The 21978-nt window shown below is 46.0% G+C and carries 19 protein-coding genes; 2 read left to right on the top strand and 17 right to left on the bottom strand.

Annotated elements, in window-relative coordinates; genetic code table 11:
* Positions 1-5: 5 nt before the first annotated feature.
* Positions 6-398, top strand: coding sequence for a DUF2061 domain-containing protein (locus CCZ37_RS01625; protein ID WP_010320611.1), 393 nt, complete (start codon positions 6-8; stop codon positions 396-398).
* 11 nt (positions 399-409) lie between these two features.
* Here the strand turns inward: CCZ37_RS01625 and CCZ37_RS01620 are convergent, their stop codons facing one another.
* Both CCZ37_RS01620 and rraB read right to left on the bottom strand, forming a co-directional pair.
* The gene (locus CCZ37_RS01620) at positions 410-1213 is read right to left on the bottom strand and encodes a glycosyl hydrolase 2 galactose-binding domain-containing protein (protein WP_094499588.1); all 804 of its coding nucleotides are present in this window, start codon (positions 1211-1213) and stop codon (positions 410-412) included.
* Between the two features lie 165 nt (positions 1214-1378).
* Complete coding sequence (rraB, locus tag CCZ37_RS01615; RefSeq protein WP_017046663.1) at positions 1379-1804, bottom strand: ribonuclease E inhibitor RraB; 426 nt, start codon at positions 1802-1804, stop codon at positions 1379-1381.
* A 691-nt stretch (positions 1805-2495) separates the two neighbouring features.
* Between rraB and arcA the strand changes: the two genes are divergently transcribed.
* A complete protein-coding gene (gene arcA / locus CCZ37_RS01610) occupies positions 2496-3716 on the top strand; it encodes an arginine deiminase (RefSeq protein ID WP_094499587.1) in 1221 nt (406 codons plus the stop codon).
* Between the two features lie 117 nt (positions 3717-3833).
* Here the strand turns inward: arcA and tldD are convergent, their stop codons facing one another.
* The 15 genes from tldD to CCZ37_RS01535 all read right to left on the bottom strand — a co-directional run bounded on the left by tldD (position 3834) and on the right by CCZ37_RS01535 (position 21892).
* Positions 3834-5279: a metalloprotease TldD gene (tldD, locus tag CCZ37_RS01605; protein ID WP_010320607.1), complete on the bottom strand. Its 1446-nt coding sequence runs from the start codon at positions 5277-5279 to the stop codon at positions 3834-3836.
* Positions 5276-6109: a carbon-nitrogen hydrolase family protein gene (locus tag CCZ37_RS01600; protein WP_094499586.1), complete on the bottom strand. Its 834-nt coding sequence runs from the start codon at positions 6107-6109 to the stop codon at positions 5276-5278. The genes tldD and CCZ37_RS01600 overlap by 4 nt, the downstream gene beginning before the upstream one ends.
* A gap of 10 nt (positions 6110-6119) precedes the next feature.
* The gene (locus tag CCZ37_RS01595) at positions 6120-10004 is read right to left on the bottom strand and encodes a YhdP family protein (protein WP_094499585.1); all 3885 of its coding nucleotides are present in this window, start codon (positions 10002-10004) and stop codon (positions 6120-6122) included.
* A gap of 10 nt (positions 10005-10014) precedes the next feature.
* On the bottom strand, positions 10015-11484 hold the full coding sequence (gene rng, locus CCZ37_RS01590; RefSeq protein ID WP_010320604.1) for a ribonuclease G: 1470 nt from the start codon (positions 11482-11484) through the stop codon (positions 10015-10017).
* Positions 11485-11506: 22 nt separating this feature from the next.
* Complete coding sequence (locus tag CCZ37_RS01585; protein WP_094499584.1) at positions 11507-12073, bottom strand: Maf family protein; 567 nt, start codon at positions 12071-12073, stop codon at positions 11507-11509.
* The gene (gene mreD / locus CCZ37_RS01580; RefSeq protein WP_064624296.1) at positions 12070-12558 is read right to left on the bottom strand and encodes a rod shape-determining protein MreD; all 489 of its coding nucleotides are present in this window, start codon (positions 12556-12558) and stop codon (positions 12070-12072) included. The genes CCZ37_RS01585 and mreD overlap by 4 nt, the downstream gene beginning before the upstream one ends.
* Positions 12548-13435, bottom strand: a complete 888-nt coding sequence (gene mreC / locus CCZ37_RS01575) for a rod shape-determining protein MreC (protein ID WP_094499583.1) — start codon at positions 13433-13435, stop codon at positions 12548-12550. Before mreC ends, mreD begins: the two co-directional genes overlap by 11 nt.
* Before the next feature lie 51 nt (positions 13436-13486).
* The gene (locus CCZ37_RS01570; RefSeq protein ID WP_013857874.1) at positions 13487-14530 is read right to left on the bottom strand and encodes a rod shape-determining protein; all 1044 of its coding nucleotides are present in this window, start codon (positions 14528-14530) and stop codon (positions 13487-13489) included.
* A 170-nt stretch (positions 14531-14700) separates the two neighbouring features.
* Positions 14701-18462 carry a DUF6701 domain-containing protein gene (locus CCZ37_RS01565; protein WP_094499582.1) on the bottom strand — a complete coding sequence of 1254 codons (3762 nt, stop codon included), beginning with the start codon at positions 18460-18462 and terminating at the stop codon, positions 14701-14703.
* Positions 18455-18916 (bottom strand): MSHA biogenesis protein MshP, encoded by a 462-nt coding sequence (locus tag CCZ37_RS01560; protein WP_094499581.1) that lies wholly within the window; start codon positions 18914-18916, stop codon positions 18455-18457. Before CCZ37_RS01560 ends, CCZ37_RS01565 begins: the two co-directional genes overlap by 8 nt.
* Complete coding sequence (locus tag CCZ37_RS01555; RefSeq protein WP_094499580.1) at positions 18888-19658, bottom strand: PilW family protein; 771 nt, start codon at positions 19656-19658, stop codon at positions 18888-18890. Before CCZ37_RS01555 ends, CCZ37_RS01560 begins: the two co-directional genes overlap by 29 nt.
* Positions 19658-20215, bottom strand: a complete 558-nt coding sequence (locus CCZ37_RS01550; RefSeq protein ID WP_208613924.1) for a type II secretion system protein — start codon at positions 20213-20215, stop codon at positions 19658-19660. Before CCZ37_RS01550 ends, CCZ37_RS01555 begins: the two co-directional genes overlap by 1 nt.
* Positions 20205-20702 (bottom strand): prepilin-type N-terminal cleavage/methylation domain-containing protein, encoded by a 498-nt coding sequence (locus tag CCZ37_RS01545; RefSeq protein WP_047688145.1) that lies wholly within the window; start codon positions 20700-20702, stop codon positions 20205-20207. Before CCZ37_RS01545 ends, CCZ37_RS01550 begins: the two co-directional genes overlap by 11 nt.
* A gap of 139 nt (positions 20703-20841) precedes the next feature.
* Entirely contained in the window at positions 20842-21279 is a 438-nt protein-coding gene (locus CCZ37_RS01540) for a prepilin-type N-terminal cleavage/methylation domain-containing protein (RefSeq protein WP_094499578.1), read from the bottom strand.
* Between the two features lie 37 nt (positions 21280-21316).
* Positions 21317-21892 carry a prepilin-type N-terminal cleavage/methylation domain-containing protein gene (locus CCZ37_RS01535; protein ID WP_094499577.1) on the bottom strand — a complete coding sequence of 192 codons (576 nt, stop codon included), beginning with the start codon at positions 21890-21892 and terminating at the stop codon, positions 21317-21319.
* Positions 21893-21978: the final 86 nt, after the last annotated feature.

The raw sequence follows: 21978 nt of genomic DNA, 5'->3' as shown, positions 1-21978 counted from the left end.
ACATTATGAAAAAAACGCTCAGCTTTGCCGCCATCCACTTCAGTATCGCGTTTACTGTCGTTTACCTACTTACGGGCGACATTATTCTTGGTAGTCTGATTGCCATGCTTGAGCCGATGGTCAATACCGTTGCTTTTTACTTTCATGAAAAAGTATGGGCACACTACGCCCCGCTGCGCCGCTACTCACAATCAGCTAAAATTAAAACAGGTAGCTTTGCTGTAGTACACTTTAGTGTTGCATTTAGCGTGGCATATATCATGACCGGAAGTTTTATCATTGGTGGTGTGTTAGCTATGATCGAACCGAGCATTAATACTTGTGCTTACTACTTCTACGAGAAATTCTGGCAAAAGAGGCATCCACAAGATTGGTCAGCAATGAAGTGCTCTCATTAACATCAGCTCAATCAAATAGGGAAATGAGTAACACAGAGGTGTTCGCTTAACGCGATATGGAAGGATTGCTGCTGACCATCAAGTTGCACCGATAAGGTATACAAATCATTCGAGTTAAGCTGTGTAAGATCTGCGTACTTCGGCGCTTCCACTTGAAATAAAGCACTGGCATGCTGATGGCGCACATCAATAGGCAACTGATAGCTCATACCATTAAATTTTACTACCGCGGAAACTAATCCTGGTGCGTAGGTTTGATAATGTAAGTGAACCAAAAACTCACAGCCGCCGCCATAGTGCCAGATTTGCTCAGCGGTAACATGCTCTAGACGAACATGACGAATGCATTGTAGATAAGGCTCTTGCCAAATCCCCATTCGCTCATCGTATTTCTTCACCGCGTGGTGCCCTAGCGGGCATAATTGCGGCAAATCTGGCTCATCAAGCAACCACTCTTCTTCTTGCTCAACAAACAAAATTTCGAACCGGTTGCGACCGAGTTGTAGCAAAGGCCGAATGTCTTTTTTATACACCGCTTGGCTGCCATCACAATCGAATAGTGCCACACCGTTTAAACGTATTTCCGCATAAAAATCGATGCCCTCAAGCACAAGATCAATTGCAGCGAAGCTAAGCATCGCTTCATCTACCTCAACATCATGCATCAAATGCCACTCTTGCTCGGCAATTTGTGCTTCTGTCATATCGTGAGGTAATACTTGGCTAAGAGGCGCAGGAAAACAAAGATCCTCTTGCGGGATCGATAAATCAGTCAACGGTGAAAGCTGCCAAAAGCCAGCAAGAGAAATTCGCATAATAAACTTGAGCTAGATCAATGTTGAACGATTATATACAAAATAAATAAAGATGTGCTGACAAAAATAATGATTCGTCATTAAAGTGCCCCCCGTTAGCTTTGCATAGCTAAAAAAATACCAGCCAAAAGGCTGGTATCTCACATCAAGGTAAACAACGCCTAATCACTCTTGGTCGTCTTCATCTTCTTCATCGTCGTATAGCGCATCTTCACCTTCGTAGTAAGTGCCCCAGCCGTCGTAAATAATGTCATATTTTTCAGCAAGTTGAATAAGCTTCTCTGCCTGTTCATCGATCGCTTCGGCCTTCAGTACCGATTGCATCGTCGCGTCGCAGCACAACAGTTTATTGCCGTCTTCATCTTCTGTTTCTTCTGCTTCAAGCACTTCAAAGCCCATTTTAAAGGCTTCAACAACCGCTTTTTCTAGCGTGTCAAAATCTTCAGCAAATAGGTGGTGCTCTATCTCATATAACGCATCTGGATCACTGCCATCTTCGAGCAGTGCTTGAATGATGTCGCGAGTATCTTCTTTTTGAATTTCAATTAACTCTTCAACGGATACATAATCATCTTGCTGAGGTTGAGACATAAGGTGCTCCAGATTTGGCTAAATGTAAACTATACACAAACAGCTTGACGTTTCAGTTAGGCGGAAAATGAGTTCATCCCCTCGCCAATTACATAGATAAACGATGTGATTGGAGTAAGCGAACGTATCAAATACCGCTGCAGCTTCAAGTCGGAAGGGTATAAATGAATTTCGACGAAATATGGCATGGTTCGCCTAAAATTGCCACCAACAACGTACCGCGATCTTTATCTTTCTAAAGGATCACTGCTCAATCAAGTACAGATCAAAGAAAAAACACTTTAATTTAACAATTTATTTTCATTTTGCTAATTCAGTAGATTATCTGCCTGATGATTTGCTCTTTCACCGCATTAAACTGCCTGTTTATCAAACATTCATGCATAGCGAAAAAGGTCGCTTTGGCTAAATCTGCCAGCATTATGCACTTTTTATGTAAATAATCGCATAAAAAATCACTTATTCTTCATGCTTAATTCACCCTCCTCTGAGCCAAAAACGCATAACAAAGCACTTTGTCGTTATTAGGCTTATTTGGCTAGTTTTGGAGTTATTTTTTAATAATCGCACATTCTAAAGCATACATAACCATAATCTCACAAAATAACAGCGAACATCACCACCAAGTAGACTTGCATCGTTCGCTTAAGCTTGTCATAAAGAACATGAGAAATAAGAGTAGGGATACAAAATGAATAAGCTGTACGTTGGATCTGAAGTTGGGCAACTGCGCCGAGTATTACTCAATCGGCCAGAGCGTGCCTTAACTCATCTTACACCGTCGAACTGTCATGAACTGTTATTTGATGATGTGCTTGCCGTAGAAGATGCAGGAAAAGAGCATGATGCCTTTGCCAACACGTTGAAGGATCAAAATGTGGAAGTGCTGTTGCTGCATGATCTCTTAGTCGAAACCTTGGCCGTTGCCGATGCCAAAGCGTGGTTGCTCGATACGCAAATTTCTGATTTTCGCTACGGTCCCACTTTGGCGCGCGATCTGCGCTGCTATTTAGCTGACATGGATAATGAACACCTCGCCACTCTGCTACTCGGTGGTCTTGCTTATTCCGAACTGCCTATCCACTCCTCTTCGATGCTACCTAAAATGCATCGTCCGTTAGATTTTGTGATTGAACCGTTGCCCAATCATCTCTTTACTCGCGATACCTCGTGCTGGGTGTATGGCGGCGTATCGCTTAATCCGATGATGAAACCAGCACGCCAACGTGAAACCAACCACTTACGCGCCATTTACCGTTGGCATCCTGTATTTGCAGGCGAGGATTTTATCAAATATTTCGGTGATGAAGATCTGCACTACGATAATGCCAATATTGAAGGGGGCGACGTACTGGTGATCGGTAAAGGTGCAGTGTTGATTGGTATTTCCGAACGCACGACAGTGCAAGGGGTAGAAAATTTTGCTGCGAGTTTATTTAAACATAGGCAGGCCAAAGAGGTGATTGCCGTTAACCTGCCTAAACACCGCTCCTGTATGCACTTAGATACGGTGATGACACATATGGATGTCGACACCTTTTCTGTTTACCCCGAAATTATGCGTCATGATTTAGAAACATGGCGTTTAACGCCGAAAGGCGATGGCCGGATGAACGTCGATTCAATGCCAAGTTACGTTAATGCGATTGAACGCGCGTTAGGTTTGGACAAACTCAAAATCATCACCACTGGTGGTGATAGCTATGAGGCTGAGCGTGAGCAATGGAATGACGCCAACAACGTGCTAACGGTTAAACCCGGAGTTGTGATTGGCTACGAACGCAATGTCTACACTAACGAGAAATACGATAAGGCGGGCATCAAAGTATTAACCATCCCCGGCAATGAACTCGGTCGAGGCCGAGGCGGCGCGCGCTGCATGAGCTGCCCGATCGAGCGAGATGATATTTAACCTTTTTAATTCAACGTGATAAATAAAAGAGATAAAAAAGCGGCGCATCAAAACGCCGCTTTTTATTTGCTTACGCTGCGCGATACAAACCACGTCAGCTCTGAGCGAGTAACAACGTTATTCGGTGCCACCAACAGTGAGCGAATCTAGCTTAAGCGTAGGTTGTCCTACTCCAACAGGCACACTTTGTCCTGCTTTACCGCACACTCCAACGCCGCGATCAAGGCTCAAATCGTTACCCACCATTGAGACTTGTTGCATTGCCTCAATGCCAGAACCGATCAAGGTTGCACCTTTGATTGGATAAGTAATTTTGCCGTTTTCAATCATATAGGCTTCAGAGGCAGAGAACACAAATTTACCCGAGGTGATATCCACTTGGCCACCGCCAAAGTTGGGCGCATAAACGCCTTTCTTCACTGTTGAAATGATCTCTTCTGGCGTATGTTCACCCGGCAACATGTAAGTGTTGGTCATGCGCGGCATCGGTAAATGTGCGTACGATTCACGACGCCCATTACCCGTGGGGTTCACCCCCATCAAACGTGCGTTGAGTTTGTCTTGTATGTAGCCTTTCAACACGCCATTTTCAATTAAGGTGTTGTATTGACCATTGACACCTTCATCGTCGACATTGAGCGAGCCACGCAGATCTTTCAACGTGCCATCGTCAACAATCGTACAAAGCGTTGAGGTTACTTTCTGGCCAATTTTACCGGAGAAGACAGAAGATCCCTTGCGGTTAAAATCACCTTCTAAGCCATGCCCTACCGCTTCGTGAAGCAAGACACCCGGCCAACCAGAACCAAGCACAACTGGCATCGCACCCGCAGGAGCTGCGACAGCTTCAAGGTTGACTAAGGCTTGTCGGATAGCTTCATCGGCAAACTGAAACGCAACTTTACGGCCATCTTGTTCGGTGAGGAAAAAGTCATAACCAAAACGACCACCACCACCAGAGCTGCCTCGCTCGCGGCGATCACCTTTTTGTGCTAACACGCTGATCGACAAACGGACCAAAGGGCGGATATCGCCTGCGTAAGTCCCATCGGTTGCAGCAACTAACATCTGTTCATGCACACCACTTAAGCTCACCGAGACTTCTTGGATCAAAGGCTCTTTGGTGCGAATGTAAGCATCCAGCTCTTGCAGTAATTCTGTTTTTTGCTTTTTTTCCCAACTGGCTAGCGGGTTATCCGCCGCATAATAGGCTTGATTATCGCTACGTTTAAAGGCTTGAACACAACCACTTTTGCCTTGCTGCGCAATGCCTCGTGCGGCTATTGCACTCTGTTTCAAACCTTCTAATTGGATTTGATCTGAATAGGCAAAACCGGTTTTTTCACCCGTGACGGCGCGCACACCAACACCGCAATCGATATTAAATGAACCGTCTTTAATGATGCTGTCTTCGAGCACTAAAGACTCGTGCCAGCTCGACTGAAAATAGATATCGGCATAATCAATTTGACGAGTGGCAATTGTCGCTAGTGTATCTGCAATATCTTGCTCGGTTAATCCTGCCGGTTTTAATAGTGCATCTTCAATGCGGTTAATACTCATAGTGTGCTCTTATTATCTATAAACTGATTGGTGAATCGGGTGTGTGCAGCAATGGGCATTTTTTGTCGAACTTGATCAACGTAAGCCAAGTCAATATCGACAACTAAATTCCCCACTTGCTGGTTTAAGCTTGCAATAACTTCACCCCAAGGGCTGATGACCATCGAATGACCCCATGTCTCGCGCCCACATGGATGAAGCCCAGCTTGCCCAACCGCAACAACCCAACACTGATTCTCTATCGCTCGGGCTCTTAACAAGACTTCCCAATGTGCCTTTCCGGTCACCGCCGTAAAGGCCGCAGGAACCACTAATATCTGAGCACCCTGCACTCTTAATTGAGAATAGAGGTGCGAAAAACGCACATCATAGCAGATGGAAAGGCCAATTTGACCAAATGGCGTCGACGCAACACTCAGCTTTGTGCCGCAGGTAAAAGTTTCCGATTCTCGATAGCGCTGGTGGCCGTCAGCGACATCGACATCAAACATGTGTAGCTTGTCGTAGTGCGCGACAAGATCGCCACTGGCGTCAAACAGCAAGGAGCTGGTCGTTACCCCAACCTCACGACGGATAGGCATGCTGCCCACCAACAGCCACACTCGATGAAAGCGAGCCATAGCAGCCAATTGGCTCTGCAAGGGCCCCTGCCCCAATGGCTCGGCATGTTGGTGGTACTGTTGTCGCGCGCCAAACACCAGTGCATTTTCCGGCGTGACAATCCACTTCGTACCTTGCGCCACAAGTAGTGACACTTGCTGTTCGATATAGGCCAAATTCTGCGCAGGTTCAGAGCTTGACGTCATTTGAATAAGTCCAACGCGATCCATGCCTACTTCCCTATTTTTCAGTCAATTTTCTCAACTTTTCTGGCAATTTAAACTCGCCTCGACTACGCGAAAGCTCTTTAACCGCCGGTGAATTAATTGGCCCTTTGACCTCATAATTGACTTGGGTAAAGACCTCAACCACAGGTGCAATCACAGTCGTAATAGCGAGGACATACAACGCTGTTTGCGGCGTCACCGCAAAAGCCGTTAAGACGGGAATTCCTGATGTGATATCTGGTACAAAATTCACCTCAGCATCAACAGTGCGGTCATTGAGATCCGCTAAGCCTTTGATAGTCATTTCACCGGCCACGGCATCCATTTTGATGTTGTTGGTAACAAAAATCCCTTGAGAAATTTCACCACTACCCGTAATTGAGTTAAAGGCCATCCCTTTATCAAACACGTCGCTAAAATCGAGCTGCATTTTGCGAATAATGGAATCTAAACTGAACAATCCGAGCAAACGAGCGGCACCTCTGACATCAGAAACGACACCTTTCCCCATAGTAGTCTCTATCTTGCCTTCTAAGCTGTCGATCTTCATTGACCAAGGCGCGCCATCCCACTCGGTTTGACTCGATATTTCAAATGGCGCTCGTTGGATCCCCGAGCTAATACCAAAACGCTCCATCAAATCGCTATTATTATCACCTTTCATGGTGAGATTCAGTTGGGTATGGCTACGCTCATCACCTTGTGCGTCTTTATCCAACGTCCAAGCACCATTGATATTGACTTGGTTTGAACCACTACTGATGTCAATCTTCTTCCATTGCAAAGTATCACCTTGCCGCTCGAAGTCCATATTCATCTCGCCCACCTTGTAACCCTGCAACCAAAGATCATCAATGGCCAAAGTTAAGTTTGGCACTAATCGATGAAACTGTCGGTCAAAATCAGCAATAAGCGGCTCAGACTGGCGAGCTTGATCGACTAATAGGGACTTTTTGGCGCTTTCATCAAGGTCGGGAATGTAAACGTGCAAACGTTCAAGCGAGACGGACAAATCATAAGGTTCAATATAAGTTGCTTGGCCTTTCGCTTCTTGGCTCTCGAGCTGTGCGTACCAACCGAGATTTTTACGTCTGGCATTAAAATCAACATCGTGCCACTCAATTCCCGCCAGTAGAAGTGCTTTGACGTTGATGTCCACTCTCTCTGGTGATGGGATTTCGGGAGTATTCATCTCCGCTAGAGCTGATTTTTTCTTCGGCTGAGGCTCATTGGCCAAACTAAACCATTCATCCAAATTAAAGGTATCACTGCGGATCTGCGCATGGTGGCCAACCACTGGGCTGATTTTAAAATTGCCGATCCCTACTATGAGATTGGTGGCCGTCAGACGTGGTTTTTTCGATGTGATATCGATTTCAGCTTGGTATTTCGCTTGTGGTAATTGTAGGCGAGCGGTGATCGACTCTTGGTTACCCGAGGCTTGCAGTTGGGCCTTACCTGCTACCTTGAATGCTTTTTTTAGCGGGTAAGGATAATCACTTTCTACCATTTTTAGATCGGCTAAGGTGTCGATTTGATAAGTAAAACCAACATCATTGAGCTGAATATCAACGCCCATTTGCCAAGGAGCATGGCCTTTTAAACGACCAAGCCAACGTTCTCCAACAAAAGGTGTCAGGGGTTTAATATCCCAGTCTCCTAGCACATCAATATTGACTGCGTAACCTTGGCTGGCATTTTCACCTTTAAAATCAATCGCGATCGCTTGGGTCAGCAGATCGGCCGACAAACCGGCTGCCGTCACGACATCATTATCAAATTCAATTTTGCCAGAGACACCCTCAAGCACCATTGGTGGTGCATCCATTTCCACGTGGTTATTGTTTAAATTCGCCCAACCCCATGCTCGGGGTTCCTGCTCACTATCAAAAGGAATATGAAGCTGAAATTCAGATTGCACGTCGCCACTGACTTGAATCGCCGTTAACGCCGCCCCTACTGAGTCGACTAAAGGCGTTGAGGTCATGTAGTCACGCACGGCATTGCCTTGGGCTGTTGCACTGGCTTCGATTTCGATGTGTCCACCTTCGGCTAGCTCAGGTATTCGCCCCGTAATCCTCTGGGCAGTGACATCCATTAAGGTCGCAGAGTGTGAATCAAGATACATTGCATCGTTTTCAAACAGCAGATCGAGTTGCAAATTGGTTATCGGCGGCCACGCCGTATCAAAACTGAACTTTGCCTCTTTTAACCCAACCCAAGCTTGGAATACGCCATTATTTTGTTGGTAGGGGAAATCGCCAAGCTCTCCATACCAAAGCAATTTAGCCGTATTGGCTTTACCGCCTTGTATCGCAGTAGAGAGATAATCCGTCAAGTCATGGCCTAAAGCCAAGGTAGGCAAATAACGCCAAGTTTCACCCGCATTGTATAAATCAGCTTCCGCATAAAACGAAAGTAAAGGACTGCGTTTTTCAGGAAAATCGAGACGAAATGCTCCGAGCACTTGCAAATCAGGTGTCGCGGCTGTCACTTTACTGGCCCACAATGACCAGCCATCAGTTTGCTTTTGCCATACCACATCGGCTTCACCTTGACGAATATTCAATGGTGCTTGGAAAACTTCACCATAAGGTAACACGTCATCAATCAGCGTTACTTTGGCGCGAGCACTCTCCATGCTACCTTCAATTGAGGCTTTGAGATGGTGTACTTGCGGCAATAGTTCCCATTGCGCCATGGCGCCATCACTGAGTTCAGCAGAATAACGAAGCGATTGCAGGCTATCTCCTTTGCTGAGCCGAATATCTTCTAAGGTGCCCCCCAAATCCAATTGCTGCAAAAGCTCGTTCGTTTGGCTGGAATCGGGCATCATTTTCACAAAGGGAAGCAAAGTTTTTATGTCCAACTGCGACAAGTTCAAACGCCATTGCGTCGGTTGCCATTCAAACGCAACATCAAGTTCAGGCCACACTTCGTCATCCGTGCGGAGCCGAAGTGAGTAAGCATTAACTTGCCATCCTTTTTCGATTGGTGAGAGTTTAATGATCCCTGACTCTAACAGCAGTTCATGCTGGCGTTTTTCATCCCAAATCAGCTCCGATGGCTTAAGTTCAACATAACCATCTTTGGGTTGGTTATGCTCTAACGTCAGCCAGGCATTAAAACTCACCTGTCCTTTCTTAATGCCGGTTTCATCTTTGAGATAACGAGTCAACCACGGGTTTATTTTGATATTGTCAGCGCTAACATAGAAGTGACCTGAAATATCGCGTAGTGAACCATGATCTTCAAAGTTAGCGCTCACTAACAAAGAGTTTATGCTGGTATCAGCGATGCTCACCACGCCTTCCGCTTTATGCTGCTGAGCGTTATTTTTCCACCGAAGGCGTTCAATATCTAACTGGCGAATCTCCCCCGCGACAGATTGATAGAAAACCGTCGAGTCGAGTAGCGCAAAATCATCCAATTGCCGCAACAGTAGGTTGTCTAAACGCTCAATGACATTGCCTTGTGTGCGGCTCTGTTGGTTATCTTCCGCCTGTAGCTCAAGCCAGTTTACCGAGCGAATATCCAATTTGAGTTGATGAACACTGAGATCCGCGACCACAGGTTGCATTTGCAGTATTGACTGAATGAGGTCAAATTCAACATCGATTTGTTGCGCAGAAAAGTGAATTTGCGATCCATCAGGTAGCTTTGCTTTTAGCCCCTTAAGTGCAATTGACGGGTGAGTATTACGCCAAAAACCAGTGACCTCACTTAATTCAAATTCAAAACCTGAATTTTGGTTGATCAAGGTTTGTATTTCGCCTTGGAAACGATTCATTTGTGGCAAAAACACACGCAAGGTGGTGACAGCAACAGCCAGCACCACTAGTACGCTAACGATAAAGCACAATACTATTCGCCAAAGGCGCGTAAAAGTTGAGATCACAAAGGCCCTACTACATCATCACAACGTCAAATTGTTCTTGAATATAAAGTGGCTCCGCTTGGATACGCACTTCTTTTCCAATAAACACTTCCAACTCAGCAAGAGCATGAGACTCATCACCTTGCAAGGTTTCTGCCACCGCAGGGGATGCGTAAACCACAAATTTATCCGCATCGTAAGCGCGGTTGACACGCGTGATTTCACGTAAGATTTCGAAACAGACGGTTTCAACGGTTTTCACACTGCCGCGGCCTTCACAGGTTGGACAACTCGAACATAACACGTGTTCAATACTTTCACGGGTGCGCTTACGCGTCATCTCGACCAAGCCTAACTGCGTAAAACCATTAATATTCGTTTTGACGCGATCTTTAACCAGAGCGGCATCTAACGAGTTGAGCACTCGCTTACGGTGCTCTTCAGACATCATATCGATAAAATCAATAATGATGATGCCCCCTAAGTTGCGCAAACGTAACTGACGGGCAATGGCTTGGGTCGCTTCCACATTAGTATTAAAAATGGTTTCTTCGAGGTTACGACGGCCAACAAACGCGCCAGTATTGATATCAATTGTGGTCATGGCTTCGGTTTGGTCGATGATAAGGTATCCACCAGACTTGAGCTCCACTTTACGCTCGAGAGAACGCTGAACCTCGTTTTCGGTGTCGTACATATCAAAAATAGGCTTGTCACCTTCATACAGTTCAAGCTTGTCGGTTAACTCAGGCACAAACTCTGAGGTGAACTCTTTGAGGTTCTCAAATTCAAGGCGTGAATCGACTAAGATCCGTGTCAAATCAGTGCCGACAAAATCTCGTAAAATACGCTGAGCTAAACCCAATTCGCCATACAGTGTCGAGCGTGTTTTGTATTTAACTCGACGCTCCAACACTTTCAGCCATAGCCGTTTAAGAAAGGCGGCATCTTGTGCAAGCTCTTTCTCATCAGCCCCTTCAGCGGCGGTACGAATAATGAACCCACCGTGCTCATCACAATAATGAGACACGACTTTTTTGAGACGATCACGCTCTGATTCACTTTCAATGCGTTGTGAGACACCAACATGACTTGCGCCGGGCATAAAAACGAGATAGCGCGAAGGTAGGGTAATATCTGTCGTTAAACGGGCGCCTTTAGTGCCTAATGGATCTTTGACCACTTGCACCACAATATCTTGGCCTTGACGAACTAGCTCTGAAATATCACGAACTTGAAACTGCTGCTTTTCGTTCTCAGCCACACATTCAGTATGAGGAACAATGTCAGAAGCGTGAAGAAAAGCGGCCTTGTCTAAACCAATATCGACAAAGGCGGCCTGCATTCCGGGAAGAACTCGGCTGACTTTTCCTTTGTAAATATTGCCCACAATGCCGCGTTTCGCTTCTCGTTCAATGTGGACCTCTTGAAGAACTCCGCCTTCAATCATCGCCACACGAGTTTCACTCGGGGTGACGTTTAGTAGCAACTCTGCACTCATGAGTACACCTCAATGTTTTTAATTATATAAATTCGTGCAAGAGCTGGTCAGTTTCGAATAATGGTAATCCTACAACAGCGTAATAGCTGCCTTCGATCTTCGTTACAAATCGTCCACCCAATCCTTGAATGCCATAACTGCCAGCTTTATCGCAAGGTTCACCCGATTGCCAATATTGTTCTATTTCTTCATCTGACAAAGGTTTAAACCATACCTCCGTCGTTACCACGACGGATTTAGAATGATCATGTGTTGCTATGGTTACCGCCGTCATCACTTGATGTTTTGTACCAGATAAGCGGCGTAACATCTGTTGTGCTTGAGCAAAATCAGCGGGTTTTTCAAGTACTGTTTCACCTTGCACGACTATGGTATCAGACCCAATAACTATCGAAGCAGGGTTGGATAAAGCAACACCAGCCAGTGCCTTATCACGTGACAAACGTTCAACATACACTGCTGGGGCTTCATGCTCATTACGGCATTCTTCAACGTTGGGTACCACAATATCAAACTGATAACCCAGTTGAGTCAGTAACTCTCGTCTTCTTGGCGAGCCAGAAGCTAATACAATTTTTTTATTCATCATCTAAGGTGCCAGTGGCGTCGCACACGACGAAGCAGTAGGAACATCCAAGGCCATAATATGCAATTGATCATACCAACCCATAGCGAGAGCGGGTTGAATGTCACATCTTGAATTAAATATTCGCCGCAGAAGATCAGCACTTCGAGCAACATAGATAACACGCCAATGATTACGGCTTGTTGCCATAACGCCATATTACGCAGCACTAAGAAGTTAATCGCCACTAAGTAGACAACAATGGCCATCATCATGCCACGAATGCCCAATGTTGAACCAAGCAGTAGATCCCATAACAAACCGAGGATCAAAGCCGACCCTACATTGACTCGATGCGGCAACGCTAAAACCCAATAGCATGTCACCAGCAGTAACCACGATGGACGCAGCAGATCCAGCTCACCCGGCCAAGGGATCGTTTGTAAAACCAGAGCAAAAAGAAATGATGTGCCAATCACTAATTTACTTTTCACCATGCTATTGGCCATCGGTTGCTTCCTCTAACATTTTCTCTGGTGTCACTTGCAATACTTTTTGCTGCCTATCTTCGTTAGGCCAGATCAACAGCAAATAGCGTAGACGATCAAAATCCACCACGGGATCGGCAGTGATCGACGCAAATTCACGCTGGGTATCTTTGTCGACCACCGAAACGTGTGCGACGGGATAACCTTCAGGATATACGCCCCCTAAACCTGATGTGACGAGCAAGTCACCCACTTCAATATCGGTGCTGGTGGGAATGTGCTCTAACTGAATGCGGTCAATCTGACCATTACCAGAGGCGATCACTCGGATATCATTACGAATAATTTGCACTGGAATCGCACTATTGGTGTCAGTCAGCAACAACACCCGGCTGTTATGCGCCGCCACAAAAGTCACTTGGCCAACAATACCTTTGTCGTTAATAACGGGTTGCCCTTCGTAAACGCCGTCCGCTCGTCCTTTATCAATCACAACTTGATGACGATAAGGTGAGGTATCGACCGCCATCACCTCAGTGACAACCTTCTTTTCATCACGAACAAAAGAAGATCCAAGCAACTTGCGTAAGCGTTGGTTCTCTTCACGGTATTGATCAAACAAGATCAAATCACTTTTTAACGTCAAGGCTTCTCGTTTCAAACGTTGATTCAATTCAATCAGTTTTTGATGAGTGGCTAATCGCTCATACAGATCATCAAACATACTGCGCGGTAAATCCGCCATGTATTGGATGGGAGCGACTAAGCTATTAAGAAAAAAACGAACGTTGGAAAAAGCACCTAAACGACTATCAGCCAGCATAAGACTGGCTGATAAAATCACGGCAAAAAAGAGACGTAGCTGAAGAGATGGTCCTCGACCAAATATTGGCTTCATTCTATAAAAATCCTAGATGTCATAATGGGAGCTTTACGGCTCCCAAAGCCATTATTCTTCGCTAAATAGGTCGCCACCGTGCATATCGATCATTTCCAACGCTTTACCACCACCAAGGGCAACACAGGTTAGAGGATTATCGGCAACCACAACTGGTATTCCCGTTTCTTCGGTCAAGAGGCGATCAATATCTTTAAGCAGCGCTCCGCCACCGGTTAATACCATACCATTTTCTGAGATATCAGAAGCAAGCTCTGGCGGGCACTGTTCAAGCGCAACCATCACCGCAGAAACAATACCGGAAAGCGGTTCTTGCAGTGCTTCTAAGATTTCATTGGAGTTAAGAGTAAAGCTACGAGGAACCCCTTCAGCAAGGTTACGACCACGAACTTCAATCTCCATCACTTCATCGCCGGGGTAAGCCGAGCCAATCTCATGTTTGATTTTCTCTGCGGTCGCTTCACCGATTAAGCTGCCGTAGTTACGACGCACATAATTGATGATCGCTTCATCAAAACGGTCACCGCCGATACGCACAGAGGAAGAGTAAACCACACCGTTCAAGGAAATAACGGCAACTTCAGTCGTACCACCACCGATATCGACCACCATTGAACCCGTTGGTTCAGAAACACGCAGACCAGCACCGATGGCCGCCGCCATAGGCTCATCAATCAAATAGACTTCACGCGCGCCAGCACCGAGTGCTGATTCACGAATCGCACGGCGTTCAACTTGGGTGGAGCCGCAAGGCACACACACCAGAACGCGAGGGCTTGGTTTGAGGACACTGTTGTCATGCACCTGCTTAATGAAGTGTTGCAACATTTTTTCGGTCACGTAGAAATCCGCAATCACGCCGTCTTTCATCGGACGAATTGCAGAAATATTCCCCGGCGTACGACCAAGCATCTGCTTAGCGGCATGACCGACAGCAGCAACGCTTTTTCCACCACGACCTTTATCTTGGCGAATAGCAACAACGGAAGGCTCGTCGAGGACAATACCTTGTCCTTTAACGTATATAAGAGTATTGGCGGTACCTAAATCGATCGATAGATCGTTGGAAAACATGCCACGCAGTTTTTTGAACATATTCTTCGCTCGTCCTGCAAGAATTAGAAGATAGAAAATTGCACTAAATGTACCAATGCCTTGCGATCACAGCAAGGCGTTGACGCATAAACATGGACTGAAACACGCAATTTCTAACAGATTCCTAACTTAGGTAGAAAAATCTCCATGAATTTGTGTGAATTATCCGGTTAATTTTTTTCACGCCACCAGATTACCCGGTCGCTGCCTCGGTACAATCCAAATTGTACTCGGCCTGAGATACTGTCTTCAAAGCTATCATTAGAATCAGCATCAACACGTAACCAAGGTAACAAAGTTGAAAGATTGTAGCTGTTCACGACAACACCAGTATTCGCCGAACCTGGCGGAGTATAATCCACACTGCTCTCTCCAGAACTTAAATCACCAGCCAATGTCACTTTTACTTCTGGCGGTATCGGTGTGCCATTTTTCAGCACAGTAAAATCAGAGGAATTGAAAACAAAATCATCAATTGTGGGGAGACTGGTACAACTGTCAGCTTTATTTAAAACAAAGCTATTTGAGGTGAAGTATTCACTGGTAACCGCTTGACTTAAGCCACTCGTTTCTGGGCCATAAGTGTCGTGGATCACCAGTTTTCCCCAGCGCTGATTCTGACTCTCTGAAGATGGAAAATGATAGCCAATACACCCCGAACCAGCGCTGGTTTGATAACACACATCGTCTAAATCTTTCGTATCATCAATTGAGAGGTGTAAAATCACTCCCTCAGCGATAGGCTCTACCGGAGCGTAAGGCTTGTCATAGCGAATTTGAGCATTTTCAAGCCGAGCAATAAAGTTACTTGCATCAATCACCACACTTCCCGGCCAAGCAAATCCCTCTTGCGGGTTTAATAATCCCGGTGTTTGTGTATCAGTGATATTAAAACCTGAACTTTGCGCTGAAAAATTTCGATAGAGCCAAGGATTACTGTATCGCCACCAGCTACCAATCTTATAATTCTCCGTCTCACCTTCGCCATTAGTACCCAATTCATCATAAAATCGTCCTGCTACCGAAATTTCAGGTAACCGATCAAATTTCATTGCCTGCCCTAAATAAGTGAAAGTACTACATGCTTGAGAAAAACTAGGGGTATTACCCTCTAGGTGTAAATAATAGGGAGTAAAGCGGCCAATATACCCCGTTGAGGCGACCGAGATCGGCAAATTAGCCGCAGTTAAATCTAAGCCAAGGTAGGATGTGGGCGAGGCTAATAAAAAATCAAACACCCCGACTTCAGTCACACTCTGTTGAACGGTTGTCACCTCTCCCAGCTCATGATCGTAATTTAGTGTACCAATAGAACCAGCAGAACCACTCGCTGGCTCTCTCAGTACATGATCCAGAGTTATTGATTGCTGTTGGTAATTAGTTAAACTCAAATTATTGGTAAAATCATTATCTTCATTGGGCTCAGCCGCCACCGCTTTGATATTAAGATTAAATCCTTCCCCAGCCCTTGCAAAAACCAAACAGCTTAAGTCAGCAGCAGAGCACTTTCCATCTGGATGAGCTAAGTTATAAGAGTGATTGGCGCTAAGCACTAAAGCACGAGGAACTCGGGTAAAAATGCCTTGCCCTTCTAAAAGCAAATCCTGCTCATCACCACTTCCCGTTAAACGAGCATTCAAAGCAAGGCGACCAGCCTCACGATAGGAGACGTTAATGCTCGCCTCACCGTTTTGGTTGAAATTGAGCACCACTGGCGTCGCAGTATTGGATGACTGCCCTACCGCCACACTATTCACACCAACCGATAAAGCGCTAAAACCTTGCCCCCCATTAGGGCTCAAGTAATCACTCCAAAAGGAAACGGGTTTTTGTACATTTTGAAAACTAGGCAAACACAGTTGTGAAGCGTTATCTTTTCGTACCGCTTTAATGGTCCCAGTTACCGATTGATTGGCGTAGGAATTGGGTACATCCAAAATGAAACCACTGTCAACGAAATTGAGTGTACAATTTTGGGCAGAATATCCACCACTACCATATCGACAAAGATTGGTCGAAAAAGGTTTCGCACTAGGTACTGAGCTCTGAAGCCCCACAGTTACATTTCCTGCGCTATTTTTACGAAGCTTCAGGTTGGCAATACCATTCGTCATATTAACTTGGGAGCCACCTTGCCATCCACCGCTCGCAGAAGGTAATGAATTCGGTAGTAAAGTCGCGGTGACCGGCTGCAGGTAAAGCTCACTACAACTGCTATTTGCACAAGCTTGTATTTGTACATCAGCGGCGTTACAAGTTAGCCCATCTGACGATGGTAAAGTAAAACGAAAATGATCAACCTGCTCCCCGACGTCACGAGACTTCAAGGCACAAACCTTAAAGTTTTCAATCTCATGGTTATTAACTGATCCACCCGTTGAGCCTGCAAGAGAAAGTAAGAACTCTTCGGGTGTCGCACCTTGATTAGGATTCGATAACACATTAAACCAATCGATAACTGTCTGCATATTGCCATTCACCAGACGATCCACACGAACATAAACCGCGTTATTATTTCGTGAATCGATGGTGATGAAATAGCGATGCCCAGGACCTGGCCCCGGGAAAGAACAGCCCCACCATTGACAAGTACGACGTACATCCAGCTTGGGGTTCAAATTAGCGGCAGTTCCTACTAGATAGCGGTAACTTGCGGCTTCAGAGCCTCGAATAGCAACGGCTTGGCGACGAAAACCAGGCCCCCCGATTCTCCCCTCTGTTGGGTTGGAATAATTTCCCCATTCATCCAAACCAACCCCAAGCCAACCTCCAGCAAAACCCGGCTTAATTGGATTGGAACTTGTGGTGGGTGCATACCCTAAAGAGCCGCCAAAACCACCTGTTCTGGGAATAATCTCGGCATCCGAAAAAATAACCGACACCCCATCAGCACCATTACCAGTTAAATTAGCCCACGCATAGTAATCAAACTCAACAGTAACTAAATTGCCAGCCGCTGGGAAAATTCGTTGGTAAGTCACTGCGGTTGCTTGGTTATTTCGATCCTCAGTTAAACGTAAGCGATTACTGATCAAACTCGGCGTAAAGCTACCAGTACTAGTATAAGGGATCCAATTCTGACCAAGCGAGGAGCGGTTAAAATCATCCTCAAAACAAGCATAGCCTTGCTGCTCATTTTGATTGATCTGAGTATTCCCCTCCATCATTAATCGACGGCTTGTCGTACGGCCATTGACTATCGATGTTTTATGGAGCGTCAAGGTGCCACCGACATAAAGATAGGCATTCACTTGATTTGCTTCATTCAGCGTTATGTTGTTATAACCAACAATCGTCAAGCTTCCTGAACCAGACACATTAATCTGAGCACCAGTCCAGTCGGAACTATTTTGGATAAAAAGACGTACGTCGCCATCAACAATTATCTGACTACCTTGGTTTAATTCTAGAGACTCAATCCAATAATCCGCCGAAGGAAGAACAACCGTAGCTCCACCTCCCGCAGTGAGTGATTTCACTTTATATTCGGTCTGATTGCTAAAAGTTAAAGTACAGGCCTGATATAACTCGATACGCCCATGATTGGATTGCGTGACTTGTAAACTCTGCCCGCTCTGACATCCGTTAATTTGCGTACTCGTATTCGAGGAAGGTTTGAATTGATTAATACCGCTAAGTGTCAGTGAGGGGACGGTATTACCAGAAACCTGACAAAGATTATTATCACAGCGTGCATTGATACGTTCTGACGTGGAATTGATGGAACAGAAATCGACAATCGAATCATTCGTCCCGCTAATTCTTGCACTATCGTTTTGAATAAACTGAGGATTTGGTGCAAAGCTACAACTACCATGCCCTTGAGCTACGCTCGGGAAATAAATGGTTTGATCGATATTCTGAAACGACCAAGCGCAAGCAGGCAGCAGTACCAAACACCCCACGAGCGTTTTAACTAACGATCTATTCACTTTTCACCCCCACTTCGATGACTCGCTGCAACGTCCAATCGCCAGCCTGACAACGCCCGGTTGAAGTCAGTTGATAGACAGCGCCAGCATCATCCACTTTACCAATAAATAGGCAGCTAAGCGTCACGCTACATTGGTCCAACCCATCGCCTTGAAAAACGAAGTTCCTTGTTACCGGTGTGTAATCCGGTGGAACAAGCTGAACATTTTGCTCAACCCCGCGACAGCTACTATTGGCGTCATTTTGGTAGTAGCGACTAATAGCAATGTTAGCTGCCGATCGCGCCGCCATTTCAGCTCTTGTCCCTAACACCATCGAAACCAACTGCTGGCTATTGCGCTGTTGATTACGGTTAGCGACCGATGCAACAAAGCCGACCACCACAATGATAAAGATGACCAATACTAAGCCGCTGCCTTGCTGTTTACGGCGTGTTGTAGATAAGCGCATCATGGTCAAACTTTACCTCCTCGCCGCGGTCGGAAAATGTCAGTTCAATTTTCACTAAGCCGTTGCGTTGTAGCTCTGGCTGCGTGACGTGAAAGTTGGCTTGGCTAATGTTTTCAGCCATCAATACTGGAGTGCCAAGCTGCTCAGGGCTGAGCGCACTGCGATTAAGCGCGTAATCCACGTAACGATAAATACGACTGTTCTGATAACAAAAAGCCACTGGCGTGCGATAAAAATAGACTCGCTTAGCTGGCGATTGAATTACAAACCCAGTCGGTTGTGTCAAGGCTACATCAACCATGATCGCGTCGTTGGGTGGCGTAAAATCAACATCTGCGTTTACTTGCGCTGTTTGCCCGCTTGCACTTGGCGTTTGGCGTAGCGAAGCGGCGTTGGTTGGAAACACGACCAGACGATCGCCATTGAGTACCTTTTTGTCGATCGGCAGTAAACGCACCGCAGCCGAAGGCGATTGCACGGTTGGCAGCTCGCTGTAGATCGCGCTGTCAGTGATCGGCAAAAACTCAATGCAACCATTTTCCACCAACACGCTGTTTGGCACCGCTTCACGCAGTTCTCGGCTCAGCCGCTCAGTAACAAAGCGCCCTTGTTGGATCAAAGCTTCGCGGGCGGTGGTATCAACATAAATACCCATACTTTGGCGGATCACAGAGCCTAAAAATAACCCGACTACCGACAACAGAATAATCGTAATCACCATTTCAATCAGGGTAAAACCACGCATCAGAAATTGCCCTTAATCGCCGCAAATGGGTAGCGATTACCCTTCGGGTCAATGATCACCACAGAAACCCGCTTATAGTGAGTCCGTTGATTAGCGTTCACTCCGCTGAGTTGCCCACCACTGTCCTGCTCATAAAACGCCGCAATCGTCACAGTAAAACCTCGATAACTGCTCGTATCTAACAGTGTGCCGAGCACATCTTCAATTGGCCTTGGCTGAGCCGTGATAAAATCATCGACATCGTTGTATTGGTTAATGCTCGCTTCGCCATCCTTACCCAGATCGTCGTGGGCAGTGCACATTTCCTCTACAGCTCCGCTAAGTAAACACTCAGGCAATCCACCATTAGGGCCGGAGTTTTGGTCAAAGGCTCGGCCCATCACTTCATCCATAACCGCGCGGCCTAACTCGGCGGCTTTTACTGCTAGCACCTGTTCAGCGCTTTGTTGCGAGCGAGGATAAAGCGCGGCCGTGATGCCTGTCATGGCTATTGCCGTTACCGTGATAACGATGATCATCTCAATGAGAGTAAACCCGCGCGGCGCGTTAACACGCATAAATGTACCCCTCGCTATTGATGCACACTTGGCGAGATTCACCCGATTGCAGATTATTTAAGGTAACGGTGCAGTTTGCGGTTAAGCACTGCGCGGCGCGACCTAAACTATCAAAATCTAAAAAATGGCTACCATCATTATTGGTTAACGTCAGGGTGATATCGTTCGCCGCAGCATCGACAAAACTGCTGTCTGCAAGCGTACTTGGTAGTGAAGTGGTGCAAGCACCAGCAGAAACGGAAGGAGATACTTGCTGCGCTTGATTATTGCTGACCAACCAGCGATTACAGAGGTCGGTGCGCTGCATGGCGCGGTTTTGGGTCAAACGCAGTGAGGCCAACACTTCGCTTTGTGTAGTCACGCTTGAAAAGGAGGAGATACCGGTATAACGGCTTGCTGCGTACACAGCAACAATGCCCAGCAGCACAATCACCACGACCAGTTCGATCAACGTAAAACCACGCCGCGCTGCCAAATGTTGCTGCATTTTATACCTCTAGCGAAAAAACAAGTGCTTAAAGTATATAAGAAATTCCCGTAGTGGGCTTAAGTTTTACTGACTTTTGTGGATGAGAAATAACTCTCGTTATAGATAAAGTAAAGGCCAGCAACGCTGGCCTTTAGTATTAGCAGCCATCATCAGTCACTGCTGTAGAATACACCGCACTGCTAGTAGCTTGATTATAAGTAACAGCACATGTTGTACTTGTGTTTGATTTAAAACCATATGTAATTGAAGTGGCGCCACTGGTAGCTACGTTCCAGTCTGAATTAAGACCAACTACTGCATTACCAATTCCATCACTGCTAGCTTTAGGATAACCATGAATAATCTGAACATTATCTACAGCTCCCGAAGCCGATTTTTCCAGACCTGCCAATGCTGCTTTACCATAAACAATACCCGCGGCCCCATCAATTGCACCTTTTAAACCCTGCAAGGAAGCTTTACGTGCATCTCCCTGAAAATTCAAAAAACGTGGTGCGGCGGTGACGGCGAGAATGCCGAGAATGACAATCACAACCACAAGTTCGATTAGGGTGAAACCGTTTTGTCTTTTCATAGTTACTTTCTCTCTATGTTTTAATCAATGCGCAGACTTACTGCAAAGTGACGGTCACACGACCAGTTTTTATCTCATACACAAACTGGTGCGCGGTTCCGCCCTCTTTTTGCACATAAGTGCAAGTGGCTTGACCGTCATCGGCTTGTGCTGAATATTTTACATTAGCGTTATTGGCTGCATTAGCGACTGTGTCAACTTTTGGTGGGTTTTGCAGCAAATTATCCATTAAATCAATACATGACTGATCCGTAATCGCCGCTGGATAACTGGTATTATCGGTATTGAGCGCCAACGGATAACCGTCCCTAAAACCTGTCGTGGCCCCGCTGCTAGCTGTAGAGCGAGTCAGCCAGAAATTGACACCATCATAGTTGACGGTGTTTTGTTTTTCCGAGCCCAAAGTCACAGAGGTTCTTGCCTGAGCTTCCCACTGAGCACGCGCCGATAGAACACCTGTAGCAAAACCACCGGCAACCCCTTCGATGCTGGCTTTTTTCGCTTCATCGGTGACATCTAGAAAGCGGGGTAGCGCTGCAACGGCTAATAAGCCGACAACCACAATCACTACGACTAATTCAACTAAGGAAAAGCCCGTTTGTTTGTTATCCATGCTCTACCTATCTCTTTGTTATTACCGTGTATTATACGCATTTGTTCTCGCATCGCTACGAGCGAGTGCCCATTTCACTGCTTATG

This window comes from Vibrio qinghaiensis, assembly GCF_002257545.1.
GTDB lineage: Bacteria > Pseudomonadota > Gammaproteobacteria > Enterobacterales > Vibrionaceae > Vibrio > Vibrio ordalii.
The sequence above is the reverse complement of the archived record's forward strand: the minus strand, read 5'-3'. Positions and strand labels throughout refer to the sequence as shown.